This window comes from Pimelobacter sp. 30-1 (genome assembly GCF_018831735.1).
Lineage (GTDB): Bacteria > Actinomycetota > Actinomycetes > Propionibacteriales > Nocardioidaceae > Nocardioides.
Map to the genome: position 1 here is coordinate 526,219 of NZ_NHTS01000006.1, position 13,988 is coordinate 540,206.

At 74.5% G+C, this 13,988-nt stretch carries 12 protein-coding genes; 2 read left to right on the forward strand and 10 right to left on the reverse strand.

Annotation, left to right across the window (positions count from 1 at the left end):
• The first annotated feature begins 38 nt into the window (after window positions 1–38).
• Complete coding sequence (locus CCO04_RS17470) at window positions 39–935, forward strand: inositol monophosphatase family protein (protein WP_215815389.1); 897 nt, start codon at window positions 39–41, stop codon at window positions 933–935.
• Window positions 936–945: 10 nt separating this feature from the next.
• Complete coding sequence (locus CCO04_RS17475; RefSeq protein ID WP_215815390.1) at window positions 946–1,380, forward strand: CBS domain-containing protein; 435 nt, start codon at window positions 946–948, stop codon at window positions 1,378–1,380.
• Window positions 1,381–1,393: 13 nt separating this feature from the next.
• On the opposite strand, the gene CCO04_RS17480 is transcribed toward CCO04_RS17475, so the two are convergent.
• From CCO04_RS17480 to CCO04_RS17525, 10 genes are all read right to left on the reverse strand, one after another.
• Window positions 1,394–2,335 carry an alpha/beta fold hydrolase gene (locus tag CCO04_RS17480; RefSeq protein ID WP_215815391.1) on the reverse strand — a complete coding sequence of 314 codons (942 nt, stop codon included), beginning with the start codon at window positions 2,333–2,335 and terminating at the stop codon, window positions 1,394–1,396.
• Window positions 2,332–3,792 (reverse strand): wax ester/triacylglycerol synthase family O-acyltransferase, encoded by a 1,461-nt coding sequence (locus tag CCO04_RS17485; protein ID WP_215815392.1) that lies wholly within the window; start codon window positions 3,790–3,792, stop codon window positions 2,332–2,334. Before CCO04_RS17485 ends, CCO04_RS17480 begins: the two co-directional genes overlap by 4 nt.
• The gene (locus CCO04_RS17490) at window positions 3,789–5,411 is read right to left on the reverse strand and encodes an AMP-binding protein (RefSeq protein ID WP_215815393.1); all 1,623 of its coding nucleotides are present in this window, start codon (window positions 5,409–5,411) and stop codon (window positions 3,789–3,791) included. The genes CCO04_RS17485 and CCO04_RS17490 overlap by 4 nt, the downstream gene beginning before the upstream one ends.
• Complete coding sequence (locus CCO04_RS17495) at window positions 5,408–6,190, reverse strand: lysophospholipid acyltransferase family protein (RefSeq protein WP_215815394.1); 783 nt, start codon at window positions 6,188–6,190, stop codon at window positions 5,408–5,410. The genes CCO04_RS17490 and CCO04_RS17495 overlap by 4 nt, the downstream gene beginning before the upstream one ends.
• Entirely contained in the window at window positions 6,187–6,999 is an 813-nt protein-coding gene (locus CCO04_RS17500; RefSeq protein WP_215815395.1) for a triacylglycerol lipase, read from the reverse strand. Before CCO04_RS17500 ends, CCO04_RS17495 begins: the two co-directional genes overlap by 4 nt.
• A gap of 99 nt (window positions 7,000–7,098) precedes the next feature.
• The gene (locus CCO04_RS17505) at window positions 7,099–8,475 is read right to left on the reverse strand and encodes a lipase family protein (protein ID WP_308281306.1); all 1,377 of its coding nucleotides are present in this window, start codon (window positions 8,473–8,475) and stop codon (window positions 7,099–7,101) included.
• 61 nt (window positions 8,476–8,536) lie between these two features.
• Window positions 8,537–9,247, reverse strand: coding sequence for a hypothetical protein (locus CCO04_RS17510; protein WP_215815396.1), 711 nt, complete (start codon window positions 9,245–9,247; stop codon window positions 8,537–8,539).
• A 102-nt stretch (window positions 9,248–9,349) separates the two neighbouring features.
• The gene (locus tag CCO04_RS17515; RefSeq protein WP_215815397.1) at window positions 9,350–11,731 is read right to left on the reverse strand and encodes a transglutaminase-like domain-containing protein; all 2,382 of its coding nucleotides are present in this window, start codon (window positions 11,729–11,731) and stop codon (window positions 9,350–9,352) included.
• The gene (locus CCO04_RS17520; protein WP_215815398.1) at window positions 11,728–13,011 is read right to left on the reverse strand and encodes a DUF58 domain-containing protein; all 1,284 of its coding nucleotides are present in this window, start codon (window positions 13,009–13,011) and stop codon (window positions 11,728–11,730) included. The genes CCO04_RS17515 and CCO04_RS17520 overlap by 4 nt, the downstream gene beginning before the upstream one ends.
• Window positions 13,008–13,979, reverse strand: coding sequence for a MoxR family ATPase (locus tag CCO04_RS17525; protein WP_215815399.1), 972 nt, complete (start codon window positions 13,977–13,979; stop codon window positions 13,008–13,010). The genes CCO04_RS17520 and CCO04_RS17525 overlap by 4 nt, the downstream gene beginning before the upstream one ends.
• Window positions 13,980–13,988 lie beyond the last annotated feature (9 nt).

The following is a 13,988-nucleotide window of genomic DNA, read 5'->3' on the forward strand; positions in this document are numbered from 1 at the left end:
ACGCCGGTGCGGCGCGCCCTGACGGCTAGGGTGCCCCTGTGGCTGCCCCCGACTACACCGACGACCTGCGTCTGGCGCACCTGCTCGCCGACGACGCGGACTCGCTCACCCAGGCGCGCTTCCGCGCCCTCGACCTCCACGTCATGAGCAAGCCCGACCTCACCCCGGTCACCGACGCCGACCAGGCGGTCGAGGAGTCGATCCGCCGTACGCTCTCCAAGGCGCGCAGCCGCGACGCCGTCACCGGCGAGGAGCAGGGCACCTCCGGCCACTCCCAGCGCCGCTGGATCGTCGACCCGATCGACGGCACCAAGAACTACGTGCGCGGTGTCCCCGTGTGGGCCACCCTCATCTCGCTCGCCGTCGACGACGAGGTCGTCCTCGGCGTGGTCTCCGCCCCGGCCCTCCAGCGCCGCTGGTGGGCCTCGGCCGGCCAGGGCGCCTGGACCGGGCGGTCGCTGATGAAGGCCACCGAGTGCCGCGTCTCCGACGTACGACGGCTCGAGGACGCCTCGCTGTCGTACTCCTCGATCAGCGGCTGGGAGGACCGCGGCCTCGGCGAGGACCTGCTCGCCCTGATGCGCCGCGTCTGGCGCACCCGCGCGTACGGCGACTTCTGGTCCTACATGCTGCTCGCCGAGGGCGCCGTCGACCTCGCCGCCGAGCCCGAGCTCGAGGTCTACGACATGGCCGCCCTCGACATCATCGTGCGCGAGGCGGGCGGCCGGTTCACCTCGCTCGACGGCAGCGACGGCCCCTGGGGCGGCAACGCGCTCGCCACCAACGGCCACCTGCACGAGGCCGCGCTGTCCTTCCTCGGCAGCGTCACCGACGCCGGCGACGACCCGGACTGGCCGCGTTCGGGGCCCGGCAGCGTCTCCGACCTGCGCTCGCACCGCCAGCGGACCAGTGACGACGAGGACGACAGCAAGTAACCTGCGTCACATGCGCATCGCTGACGTCCTGCAGTCCAAGTCGCTCCGCGACGTGGTGACCATCCGTCCCGACGCCGGCGTGCGCGAGCTGCTCGCCACCCTCGCCGAGCACAACATCGGCGCCGTCGTGGTCAGCGCCGACGGCACCGCCCTCGACGGCATCGTCTCCGAGCGCGACGTCGTACGGCACCTGCACAGCGACGGCACGGTGATCAACAACGTCGTCTCGGCGATCATGACCGCCGAGGTCCGCACCTGCTCCCCCGAGGACGACCTCGACGAGGTCATGCAGGTGATGACCGAGGGCCGCTTCCGGCACATCCCCGTCGCCTCGGCTGACGGCGCGGTCGTCGGGATCGTCAGCATCGGCGACATGGTCAAGCACAAGATCGACCAGCTGCAGTTCGAGCGCGACCAGCTCGACAACTACGTGCACCAGTCCTGATCCGGACGCCGGGCTAGCCCAGCCGCGCGACGACCTCGTCCACCGCGGCGAGGAACTCCGGGCGCCAGCGCTGCACGTCGAAGACCACCGACGCGTGCCCACCGGGCGTCTCGCGCACGGTCGCGCCCGGGATGGCGGCGGCCATCGCGCGCTGCCGGGCGGTCGGGATGGCGTGGTCCCGGCCGGTCACGACGACCGAGGTCGGTACGTCGATCTCGCCCAGCCAGGGCCGCGCGTCGAAGCGGCCGAGGGCGCCGAGCACCTCGGGCATCGCCCAGGCGCTGGTGCTGCGGAACTCCGCCCAGGCCCAGGTCGACATCTCCTCCCCCAGGTCCGGTACGACGGGCAGCCCGGCGCGCACCTCCGCGACCCGGGCCCGGTAGTGCCCGCGGAAGCGGTCGTTGGCCACGCCCAGCACCGGGTAGAACATCGCGTCGCCGAGGTTCTCCTTCCAGCACGCGGCGGTCGAGGCCAGCACCAGCCCGGCCGTCCGCTCGGGGTGCCGGCGCCAGAACAGCTGAGCGAGGGCACCGCCCATGGAGTAGCCCACGGCGACGACCGAGGCGATCCCGAGGGCGTCGAGGGTGGCCGCGGCGTCGTCGACGCAGTCCTCGAGCGAGAAGCGCTCCGAGACGATCCCCCGGCCGTGCCAGCGCTGGTCGAGCATGACGACGCGGTGCCGGTCGCGCAGCTCGTCGACCGTGCTGAACCAGGTCAGGTACGACGTCGTCGCCAGCCCGTGGAAGAGCAGCAGCGTGGGCGCGTCCCTCAGGCCCTCCGGGACGCCGGTGTCGATCACGAAGACCTCGCCGCGGCCCGGCAGGTCGAGCACGCGCCCGGCCGGGAGGTCCGGCAGGGCCGGGAACCGCTGGGTGCGCCGGATGCCGGTCCGGACACCGAGCACGGCGGCGCGGCCGACGCCGGCGCCGACCTTCCTGATCACACGGGTGGTCACGCGAGGTTCCTCCGGTCGGTGGTGGCGTCGGCGGGCGCGGGCGGCGCGAGGTCGAGCTCGGCCAGCGCCGCCGGGAAGTACGCCGCCAGGTGGTGCACGTCCGGCAGCAGGTCCGGGCAGGCGAGCAGCGAGAAGTTCATCCGGTCGACGTAGGACCAGACCGTCACGTTGAGGCCGATCCCGTCGACGAGCGGGCCGACGCTGAACAGGTCGCGCAGCCGGGCGCCGCCGACGGTCGCGGGCTCGCGCGGGCCGGGCACGTTGGAGACGATCGCGGAGAAGGCCGCCGGGTGCCAGGACGCCGCGCGCAGGCGGGAGTACGCCTGCACCGCGGCGGTGAACGGCCGCGGCGGCGTGAACTGCGACCAGTCCGCGAGGATCGAGGTGCCGAGCCGGGCCTGGATCCGCTTGGCGTCGGCGGTGGTGCGCGCGATGGTGCGCAGCCGCTCGGTCGGGTCCTCGACGTCGGTGGCGAGGGTGGTGAAGAGGTTCGAGACGCGGTTGCCGCCCAGCCGCGGAACGGCGTCGCGCTCGTCGGCGCTCACCGGGACCCCGGCGAGCAGCGAGGCGGCGGGGCGCTCGTCGTGGTCGGCCATCCAGCGGCGCAGCGCGCCCGACGTGGTGGCGAGCACGATGTCGTTGAGGGTGACGTCGAGCCCGGCGGCCTGGTGCTGGGCGCGGACCCGCTTGAGCTCGGCCAGCGGCAGGGTCACCGTCGCGAAGGAGCGCAGCGGCGTGAGCGCGCCGTTGAACGAGACCCGCGGCGCGTGGAGCACGGGCAGCGGCGAGCGGGCGCCGGCCCGTCGCTCGCGCAGGACGCCGAGGACGCCGCGCAGGGTGCGCAGGAGCAGCCCCGGCAGCGTGCCGACCTGGGCGGCGGCATCGGCCCAGGCGTGGCGCAGCAGGTCGATCCGTCCGGGCAGGCGCTCGGTCGAGGCGTACTCCTCCTGGACCGCCTCGGGCGCGGCCGCACTGCGCACGTCGGTGACGTTGGCGAGGAGCGCGTTGGCCGCGGCCCCGTCGGCGAGCGCGTGGTGCATCTTGCCGACGACGGCGACCCGGCCGCCCTCCAGACCCGCGCAGTAGTGCAGCTCCCAGAGCGGGCGGTCGCGGTGCAGCGGCGTGCTGGCGATCATCCCGATGAGCTGCTCCAGGTCGCGCATGGTGCCGTCCCCGCCGACCCGGTGCCGCCGGATGTGGTGGGCGACGTCGATGCGCGGCTGGGTCACCCACACCGGGTGGTTGAGCCCGAACGGCACCTCCACCACGCGCCGGCGCAGGGGCGGCAGCCGCTTGAGGCGGGCGAGCATGCCGGCCACGAAGGACTCGTACGACAGGGCGTCGTCGGCCTCGAGGATCGCGATCTTGAGGGTGTGCATGTGCACCGACGGGGTCTCCATGTAGAGGAAACCCGCGTCGATCCCGGTCATCCGCTCGATCGCGGGCCGGACGTTCACGGCGCGACCGCCGGCAGCTCGCGCACCATCACCTTGCCGGAGGCGTTGCGCGGCAGCGCGTCGAGGACGACGACCTCGCGCGGCACCTTGTATCCGGCGAGCTGGGCCTTGACGTGGGCCTTGAGGTCGTCGGCGCTCACCGGCCCCGCCAGCACGACGTACGCCGCCAGGCGCTGGCCGAACGCCTCGTCGGCCACGCCGACCACCACCACCTCGCGCACGGCCGGGTGGGCGCCGAGGACCTTCTCGACCTCGATCGGGTAGACGTTCTCGCCGCCCGACACGATCATGTCGTCGTCGCGGCCCACGACGAAGAGCCGGCCCTCGGCGTCGAGCCGGCCGACGTCCCCGCTGACCATGTAGCCGTCGAGGAACTCCTTCTCCGCACCGGCGGTGTAGCCGTCGAACGGCGAGGCCCCGCGGACCAGGATCCGGCCCACCACGCCGGCCGGGACGTCGCGGCCGGCGTCGTCGACGACGCGCAGCAGCGTGCCGCGCACCGGCCGGCCCGCCGTGTCCGGCGCGTGGCGCAGGTCGGCCGGCCGGGCGACGCTGATCTGGCCGGCCTCGGTGGCGTTGTAGCTGTTGTGGACCAGGTCGCCGTAGCGGTCCATGAACGCGGTCACCGACTGCGGCCGCATCCGCGAGCCGCTGGCCGAGACGAACCGCAGCGTCGCCGGCCGGTAGCGGTCGAGGACCGCGTCCGGCAGGTCCATGATCCGCTCCAGCATCACCGGGACGACGCTCAGCCCGCTCGCCCGGTGGTCCTCGACCTGGGCCAGCGTCGCCTCGGGGTCGAACCGGCGGCGCGTGACGACCGTGCAGGTCATCGTCGCCGCGATCACCAGCTGCCCGAAGCCCCAGGCGTGGAACATCGGCGCCGCCACGACCACCGTCTCGCCGCCGCGCCACGGGATCATCTCCAGCATCCCCGCCAGCTCGTCCGCGCCGCCCCCACTGCGGCGCGCACCCTTCGGCGTCCCGGTCGTGCCGGACGTGAGCAGGACGACCCGGCCCCGCTGGGCCGGGCGCGGCGGCGCCTGGCCGGCATGACGCGCGACCAGTGCCTCGATGCCGAGGACGCCCTCGGCGAGCGGTGCGTCGGTCCAGCCGAGCACCTCGACCAGGCCGGGCACCCGGGCCCGGGCGTCGGCGACGACGCCGGCGAACTCCTCGTCGTACAGGATCACGCGGGCGCCCTCGCGCTCCATGACGTCGGCGAGCTGCGGTCCCGAGAACCCGGTGTTGAGCAGCAGCGCGCTCGCGCCCAGCCGCGAGCTCGCGAGCAGTGCGTCGACGAAGCCGCGGTGGTTGCGGCACAGGATCGCGACCGTCTCGACCGGTCCCCCGGTGACGTCGAGCAGCCCGGCGGCGAGCGCCGCGGAGCGGTCCTGCAGGTCCTGCCAGGTGAGCGTGCCGCGCTCGTCGACCAGCGCCGCGCCGTGCGGGTCACGGACCGCAGCGAGCGCGAAGCTCGTCGTCGCGTTGGTGCCCTGGCGGCGCAGCACCCGGACCAGGCGGACGTACTTGGCCGGGCTCATCGCGACGAGCATCCGGCTGGCGACGAGCACCCGGAACACCCAGAGCTGGGTACGGATCCGGCGCAGCACCGCGCTCACCCCAGCACCGGGAGGCGCCGGCGGCGGGCGAGCGCGCGCAGCGCCTCCTCCATCCGGCCGCGGACCACCGCGTCGACCTCGGCGAGGTCCGGCTCGGGGCCGAACTCGGCGGCGATGTCGATCGGGTCGAGGACCTGCGTGGTGATCTTGGTCGGCAGGGGCAGGTTGAGCGGCGCCGGGACCAGCCCGAACGGGAAGCCGAAGCCGATCGGGAAGAGGTCGGTGCGCATCAGCCGGCGCAGCGGCGAGTGCCGCCCGATCCACTCGCCCCGGGTCAGGAAGAGCTGGGACTCCTGGCCGCCCACCGAGACCACCGGGACGATCGGAACGCCGGCCTTCAGCGCCGTGCGCAGGTAGCCCGTGCGCCCGTTGAAGTCGACGACGGTCGCCTTGCGGGTGGGCCGGAAGGTGTCGTAGTCCCCGCCCGGGAAGACGATGGTGACGCCGCCGCCGGTGAGGATCTCGTGCGCGGCCTCGCGGGTGGCGTTGACGAACCCGAACCGGCGCATCACCGGGCCGGCGGCGCCGGTGAAGAGCAGGTCGTGGGCCAGGCAGTAGAGCGGCCGGTCGGCGCCGAACTCCTCGGCGAAGGCCACCGCGATGATCGGCACGTCCATCGGCATCAGCCCACCGGAGTGGTTGCCGACCAGGAGCGCGCCGCCCTCGGGGACCTTGTCCATCCCGCTCACCCGGGAGCGGAAGTAGGTGCGCATCGCCAGCCTGAGCGCCGGCAGCGCGGCGGCGACGTACGCCGGGTCGCGGCCGGCGAGCGCGCTCACGACGCGACCCCCGGCACGAGGCGGCTCCAGGAGAAGGGCTCCCAGGCGGCCGGGTCCTGGCGGAGCCGGTCGGCGACCACCGAGAGCACGAGCGGGTTGGCGACCATGCCGACGTGGCTGCTCACCACCTCGACGTTCTCGGCCGGCGGACGGCCGTCGCGGCCGTCGTTCTCGTCGACGGTGCAGCCGTGCCAGGGCACGATCCCGTCGCTCTTGGACCAGACCGCGGTGAGCGGGACCGGCAGCGGCTCGCGCAGCCGGTCGACGATCTCGCGGGCGTTCGCGACGATGCCGTGCTTCTCGCGGGAGCGCTCGAAGAGCGCGGTCGCCCGGGTCCGCTCGCCCTCGGCGCGCCACGGGGAGCCGAGGCAGATCACCTGGCGGACCCGGTCCGGGTTCTCGTGCGCGAGCCAGCGGGCGAGCAGGCCGCCGAAGCTCCAGCCCACGATGCTGACCGGCTCGTCGTACTGGCCGGCGATCTGGGCGAAGCGGCGCGGCAGGCCCGCGACGATCTTCTCGGTGAGCCCGTGGTTGCTGCCCAGCTCCCAGCCGAAGGGCTCCCAGCCGCGCTGGGCGAGGTGGCCGCGGAGCCGGCCGGTGAGCCGGTCGTGCGCGGAGAAGCCCGGGAGCACGAGCACCGGGCGCCCCTCCCCGTGGTCGGGCTCGCCCGGCGCGACGGCGCGGGCGAGGTCGAGGATCCGGGAGGCGCCGTACTCGACGCTCCAGCGAGGCAGCTCCAGGAGCATCAGGGCGCGCGCCGGGGCGCCGCCGGCCGCGGCAGCCACCTGCTCGTCTGCGAAGTCGTACACGCGTCGTCCCCCATGTAGAACACGTTCTAGTTTCGGGACGAGTATGACCGCGGCCTCCCCCACCGGCAAGCGAGCGGGTCGCAGATCACAGCAGGTTGTCTAGCGCGCCGGTGCCAGCGGGGTCAGCGGGTTGCCGGCCGGGATCGTCGCGCAGCTGTCGGGCGCCGGCTGGCCGGCGAAGCGCGCGCTGAGCCACGCGATCGCCTCGGGCAGCCAGAACGGGACGGACGTGAAGTGGCTCAGCGGGTACTCCCGGTGCACCACCGCGACCCCGCCCGCGCAGTACTTGCGCGCCAGCGACCGGACGTCGCCGGCCAGCATCACGCCGTCCCCCTTGCCGAGACCGGGGCGGTCGCCCCGGGTGCCCTCGATCTGGCCGCCGGTGCCCTGCCCGATGAACATCGGGACCGTCGGGACGGGCTGGGTGCCGAGGTTGAGCTGGTTGACGGTGCGCACGAACACCGGGATGTTCGCCGGGTCGGCGTACGCCGGCTTGGTCAGGTCGGCCCAGGTCAGGCCCGGGTAGCGGCCGAGCACGTCGATGATGGGCGCCTTCTCCAGCCGGGCGTAGATCCGCCTGCCCTCGTCGCTGAGGTAGGGCATCAGGTCGACCCCGAACCCGCGGGCCACCCCGACCACGGCCATCGGCATCACGCCCGCCCAGACCAGGCTGCCGTCGACGTAGCGCAGGTTGGCGGCCGGGCGGACCAGCACGCCGCCCTCGGCCGCGCCGACCAGGCGCCGGTTGACGTCCGGGGCGTACGACGGCGCGAGCACCGCGGCCCAGTTGGTCGCGATCGCGCCCCCGGAGTAGCCGACCATCCCGACCTTCGCGGCCGGCGCGATGCCCGTGGCCGGCGTGCGCAGCGCGGCCCGGATCGAGTCGAGGGTGACCCGCCCGTACTCGGGTCCGGCGGCGAAGTCGGCGGTCGGGCCCTCGGTGTCGGCCATGACGGTCGCGTAGCCGCGCAGCAGGAAGGCCGACATCAGCACGGTCTCGACGTGCGCGGCCATCGCGCCCGGCGCGGTGCTGCCGGCGATCGCGCGGGACGGGCCGTGCTCGGGGTCGAGGGAGTCGTAGAAGGACTGGTAGGAGATCACCCGGCTCGTCGTCCCGGTCAGGGGCTTGATCACCGAGGTCACCCCCGCGACCGCCCGGCCCTGCTGGTCGGTGGTGCGGAAGACGATCTGGACCACCCGCAGCGGCAGCGGGATCCCGGCGACCCGGTAGGGCAGCGCCCGGGTCTTGAGCACCGTCCCGGGTGGGTGGTCACGCAGCGGCGTGGCGCCGGTGTAGGTGAAGAACGGGTCGGGCGCCGGTGCGGCCACCGGGCTCTCCGTCGCTGTCGCGGTCGCCGGTGCCAGCGTCGCGAGCACCGCGACGACCGTCGCGAGCGCTCCCCCGAACCGTGCCCTCCGCATGCGTGCGCCGCCCATCGCCGACCTCCCCATGTCGCGCCGCGTGACGGGAGTCACGTCCGGCCGCCTCATGCTTGTTGACAGTGCTGTCACTTGTCAACGTTCCCGAGGCCGGGGCTCAGGCGCACGGCCACGACGTGGCCGACAACCTCCGCACGGCGCCGGCCCGGGTCACCACGGTCGCCCTGATCGCGCCGTCGGACCGGGCCGGGATCCTGCCGCGGGTGACCGTGCCGCGCCGCAGCGCCTTGCCGGTGAGCACCTCGGCCCGCCTCCCGGCGACGGCGAGGGTGATCCGGCGGGCCTTCGTCCGGGCCCGGGGGCTCAGCGTCATCGTGACCCGGCGCGCGGCGCAGTCGCGGTGGCCGGCCCGGAGGAACGCACGGGCCGCGCCGGACTGGCGGCGCAGGGTGCCGATCGGGACGAGCTCCAGCGTTCCGCTGACCGAGGCCGACGCCGCGACCGGCGCGGGCGTGCCCGAGGTCGCGGGGACGGCGACCTGCGCGGTCACCCGCGTGCCGACGGCGTACCCGCCGGGCGGGACCAGGCGGGTCAGCGACCGGCCGGGTGGGACGACGTACTCGGTGCCGGAGTCGGCGGAGGCCGCGACGACGGCGGAGTCGAGCGTGTAGGAGAGCGCGCAGATCGTGCCGCCGAGCGGGCGGGCGCTCACCTGGCTGGAGATCGCCAGGCCCATCCGGACGCCGCCCCGCGCGTCGCCGGAGACGTCTCCGGTCACCACGCTGGTCGCGCTCACGGTGCTGTTGCTGACCCGGCCGGTCCGCTGGAGGCGCGCGGTGTGCGTGCGGCCGTCGCGCGGCAGGTCCACCCGGCCGGGCGCACTGCCGCTCAGGTCGACGGCGCACCCCGGAGGGACGGTGACGTACTCGACGGCGGTGAGCTCGGCCGCACCGAGACCACCACGCCGGGGCTACCGGCGCCTCGGCCGCAGCCGCCCCGCCCACCGCCGCAGCGTCCCACCGGCCCGGCGGAACGGACGGCCCAGGGCCGCCCGGGCGCGCGCGGACGCCGGGCGCCAGGGCACCGAGGCGAGCGAGACGCGGGCCAGGACGCGGCGCCACCAGGGGGTGGCCTTGCGCAGCCGCTTGAGCGCGGTGTCGACGTCGGCCCAGTAGGCCTGGGCCTCGTCGAGGCTGGGCTCGCCCTCGCCGTACACGTGGCGGTCGGCGGTGTGCGCCAGCGTCACCACCGGTACGACGTCGTAGCGGTCCGCGGCGGCGTAGGCGCTCTCGCGGCGGGTGGCGCCGGGCGCCGAGCGGACGCCGAGGTCGCGCATCCGGTCGGCCAGCTCGTGCCAGGCGCCGGTCAGGCGCACCGTGGGGTCGCCGGCCCAGCGGCGCCGGCGACGGCGCAGCAGCTTGTAGAGCAGCACGCCCCACAGCGGCGAGAGGAGCAGCAGGACCTTGGCGACATCGAGGACGACGCCGATGATCGCGCCGAGCACCTCGAGGATGTCGAGATCCTTGCGCTGGCCGTCGCCCTGCTGGAGGTTGTCGCTGGCCTCCTTGGGGTCACCGGGGACCCGGGGCGGCTGGAGCACCTGGGGCTGCGGCTCCTCGTCGGGCTCGTCGTTGGGCTGGCGCAGCTTCTGGTCCTCGGGCGGGGTGGGCTCGAAGGGCACCCAGCCGGCGCCCTCGAGCTTGACCTCGGTCCAGGCGGTCACGTTCTCGCCGCGGACGTCGCCGCCGCCCGGCGGGACCTTGAAGCCGATGACCACCCGGATGGGCAGGCCGAGGCGCTGGCCGATGACGCCCATCGCGGCGGCGTACTGCTCGGCGTTGCCGACCGGGTTCGCGGTCTTGGTGAGCATGGCGAGGCGGCTCGCGCCGTGGCCGGCCGGGACGTCGTCGTCGATGCCGTCGGAGTAGAAGCCGTGCTCGCGGAAGGCGTCGCGCAGGTACTGGGCGAGCTCGCCGTCGGTGCCGCCGCCGAAGCCGTCCTGGCTCTTCCAGCGCTGGACCCGGTCGACGAGCTCCTCGGGGACGATCGCCGGCGGCGGGAGCGAGACGCCCGCGTCGGCCTGGAGCACCGCGATCTCCTCGTTGACCAGGGACGGCGGCGCGATCGCCTCGACCTCGAAGGTGGTGCCGGGCGCGACGCCCCCGATCTGGGCCACCGTGCCGGTCTCGGGGTTGATCACGAGCTCGGCGGCCGAGGCGTCGTCGGTGCGGCCGTCGCGGATCGGCGTCATCGCCAGGGTCTCGCCGACGCTCGGCACCCAGACGCCGGTGTAGGCGCCGACGGTGATCCGGCCGCGCACGGTGGCCTCGGCGTTGGCGTCGGGGTCGTTGCGCAGCCGGCGGAAGGTGCCCGAGTCGTGGGGTGAGCCGGGTCCGCCGGAGACGTTCCAGACGACGCCGTCGTAGGTGTCCATCACCGCGAGGCGCACGAGCGTGCCGCTGTCGAGGCCGTCGACGGTGAACAGCGACGTCTCGGTGCGGATCGGCTCCTTCTTGTAGGCGCGGAACTTGGCCAGGGGGCTCGGGTAGTCGCGGGGGTCGAACGGCGGGTCGACGTGGTCGCGCAGGACGACGCGGTGGGCCTCGGGGTCGCCGAGGGCGCCCAGCCCGGTGGCGGCACCGCCGGCCACGCCGACGACGAGCAGGGTCGCGAGGACCCGGCGACCCCAGCGGCCGCGGACGTGACGCTGCCCGCGCCACTGCAGCCAGACCAGGCCGACGGCGGCGACGGCCAGGCCGCGGGTCAGGGCGGCGCCGGCGGTGATGTCGCCGAACGCCGAGGACAGCACGAGCACCCCACCGAGGACGACGCCCGCCAGCCCCGGCCGGCTCGAGCGCCACAGCAGCACGGTGGCCACCAGCGCGCCGACCAGGCCGGTCACCAGCGGGACGATCAGGACCACGCCGCTCTCGCCGAGCGGCACCGGCAGGGTGAGCGCCTCGCGCCAGCCGTGCACCAGGCCGACGGTGAGGTCGCGCAGCGAGTCCGCCGTCGGGACGAAGCCACCCCGCGCCCGCAGCGGTACGACGACCGCCGAGCCGACCGCGAAGTAGCCCACCGCCGCGGCGAGCGTCGTCGTCCACGGCCCCCAGCGCCAGCGCGCGCCCAGCCACCCGACGAGCACGCCGAGCAGCAGCCCGACCACGACCGCGAGCAGCCAGCGGTCACCGGCGTAGGCGGCACCCAGCGGCCAGGCGCAGAGCACGCCGAGCCCGAGCACCAGCACGGCGTCGACCGTGACGAGCCACCACGGCAGCGCCGCTCCGGCCCGGCGTCCCCGCTGGGGGACGACGACGACCGGCTGGCTGCCGCTGACCGCGGGCGCGCTCATGCCGCGACCCGTCGTACGGCGACCGCGAGCTCGTCGAGCCGCCCGACCGTGGCCACGGCGAGGTCGCCGAGCCAGCGCACCGACGGCTCGGTGCCGGTCAGGCAGCGCACCGCGATCACCCGGGTGTCGACGGGCAGGTGCTGGCGGGCGCGGCGCAGGTCGGTGATGCTCACGCCGGAGCCCAGGCAGAGCACGATCACGCTCGCGGCGAGCTCGTCGTTGCCCAGGTGGCGCGCGACGTCGACGATCCGGCGGGCCTGCCAGTCGTAGGCCAGCCCGGACAGACCGTCGAGGAAGCGCTGCGCCCCGTTGGAGGGCAGCGATCCGTGCGAGGCCGCGGCGCTGAGCTGCTGGCCGTCGGCGAGCGCCTGGGTGCCGAGCGAGCCGGCCACCGAGATGGCGAGCTCGAACTCGTCGTCGCTGCCGTAGTCCTCGAGCCGCGAGCTCACCACGGTGAGCAGGTGCGAGCGGCGGGTCTCCTCGAACTGGCGGACCATGAGGGTGCCGGTCTTGGCGCTCGAGCGCCAGTGGATGTGGCGCCGGTCGTCGCCGGCGACGTAGCCGCGCAGCGCGTGGAACGAGACGTCGTTGTCAGAGACCTTGGGCACCGTGCGGCCCTCGAGGTCGCGCACCAGCCCGGCCGCGGAGCCGTCGACGCGCAGCGTCTTGGGGTGCACGTAGAGCCGGTCCATCTCGCTCAGGTGGCGCACCCGGCGCAGCAGCCCGAGCGGGTCGGCGCGGACCGCGGTGACCGGTCCGACGTCGAGGACGGCCCGGTGCGCGGTCGGGACGGCGAACAGCTCCTCGTGCAGCGCCCCCGGTGCCAGGGCGGGCAGCTCGAAGGCCGCCCGGCCCGCGCCCACGGGGAACTCCACGATCAGCGGCCGCGCCCGGCGCTGGCTGGGGTTGGTCACGGTGAGGTAGCCGTTGGCCCGCTCCCCCACGATCACCCGGTCCCGGGCGAGGTCGAGCCGCGCGGCCAGCGGTGAGCGGCCCACGACGAAGCCGATCGCGATGAGCAGCACCAGCCCCAGGAAGACCCCGCCGACGACCAGCTCGCGCCAGTGCAGCAGCGGGCCCGCGACCACCAGGACCACGGCGAGCAGCCCGACCAGCCACCCGGCCGGGGTGACCGTGTCGGTGACCGGCGCGAGCGCCGTCCGCACCCGCCGGGTGCGCTCGGCGACCCGGTCGCGCAGCGCACCGCCCAGCGCCGCGCGGCGCCGGGAGGCAGCGGTGAGCGTACGGCGGACGCCGGCCACCCAGGAGCGGGGACTCATCGAGCAGCGGGCTCCAGCGGGACGGGCACGCGCTCGAGGACCCGGCGCACGACGTCCTCGCAGGTGGTGCCGCGGAAATCCTCCTCGGGGTCGAGCACCATCCGGTGCGCGAGGACCGGGACGGCGAGGGTCTTGACGTCGTCGGGGACGACGTACGTGCGGCCGTAGGAGAGCGCCAGCGCCCGCGCCGCGCGGACCAGGGCGAGCCCGGCGCGCACGCTCGTGCCGAGCACCACCTCTGAGGACTCGCGGGTCGCCTCGGTGAGCCCGGAGACGTACTCGTAGACGGCCGTCTCGACGTGCACCTGCTGGGCCAGGCCGATCAGGTGGAGCACGTTGTCGCCGCTGATGATCGGGCGCAGCACCGTCGCGGCCTTGCCCTTGGGGGCGTTGGTGAGGATCTGGACGGTGCTCTCGTGGTCGGGGTAGCCCAGCGAGGTCTTGATCAGGAACCGGTCGAGCTGGGCCTCGGGCAGCCGGTAGGTGCCCGCCTGCTCGATGGGGTTCTGGGTCGCGATCACCATGAACGGCTGGCCGACCGGGTGGGTGATGCCGTCGACGGTGACCTGGTTCTCCTCCATCACCTCGAGCAGCGCCGACTGGGTCTTGGGCGAGGCCCGGTTGATCTCGTCGGCCAGCACGATGTTGGAGAAGATCGGCCCCTGGTGGAACTCGAACTCCTGGCTGCGCTGGTCGAAGATCGTCACGCCGGTCACGTCGCTGGGCAGCAGGTCGGGCGTGAACTGGATCCGGTGGTGGTCGCCGTGGATCGTCTGGGCGATCGCCCGGGCCAGCGAGGTCTTGCCGGTGCCCGGGTAGTCCTCGAGCAGCAGGTGGCCCTCGGCGAGCAGCGCGACGAACGCGAGCCGGACGACCTCGGTCTTGCCGACGATGGCCTGCTCGACGTTGGCGACGAGCTGGGCGAAGGTCTGCGCGAACCACTCGGTCTGTTCGGTCGTGAGCGACATGATTTCCTT

Excerpts from the sequence above, each read along its gene's own strand:
- CCO04_RS17475 (WP_215815390.1), top strand. The coding sequence starts at position 946 with ATGCGCATCGCTGACGTCCTGCAGTCCAAGTCGCTCCGCGACGTGGTG.
- CCO04_RS17515 (WP_215815397.1), bottom strand. The coding sequence starts at position 11,731 with ATGAGCGCGCCCGCGGTCAGCGGCAGCCAGCCGGTCGTCGTCGTCCCC.
- CCO04_RS17525 (WP_215815399.1), bottom strand. The coding sequence starts at position 13,979 with ATGTCGCTCACGACCGAACAGACCGAGTGGTTCGCGCAGACCTTCGCC.
- CCO04_RS17520 (WP_215815398.1), bottom strand. The coding sequence starts at position 13,011 with ATGAGTCCCCGCTCCTGGGTGGCCGGCGTCCGCCGTACGCTCACCGCT.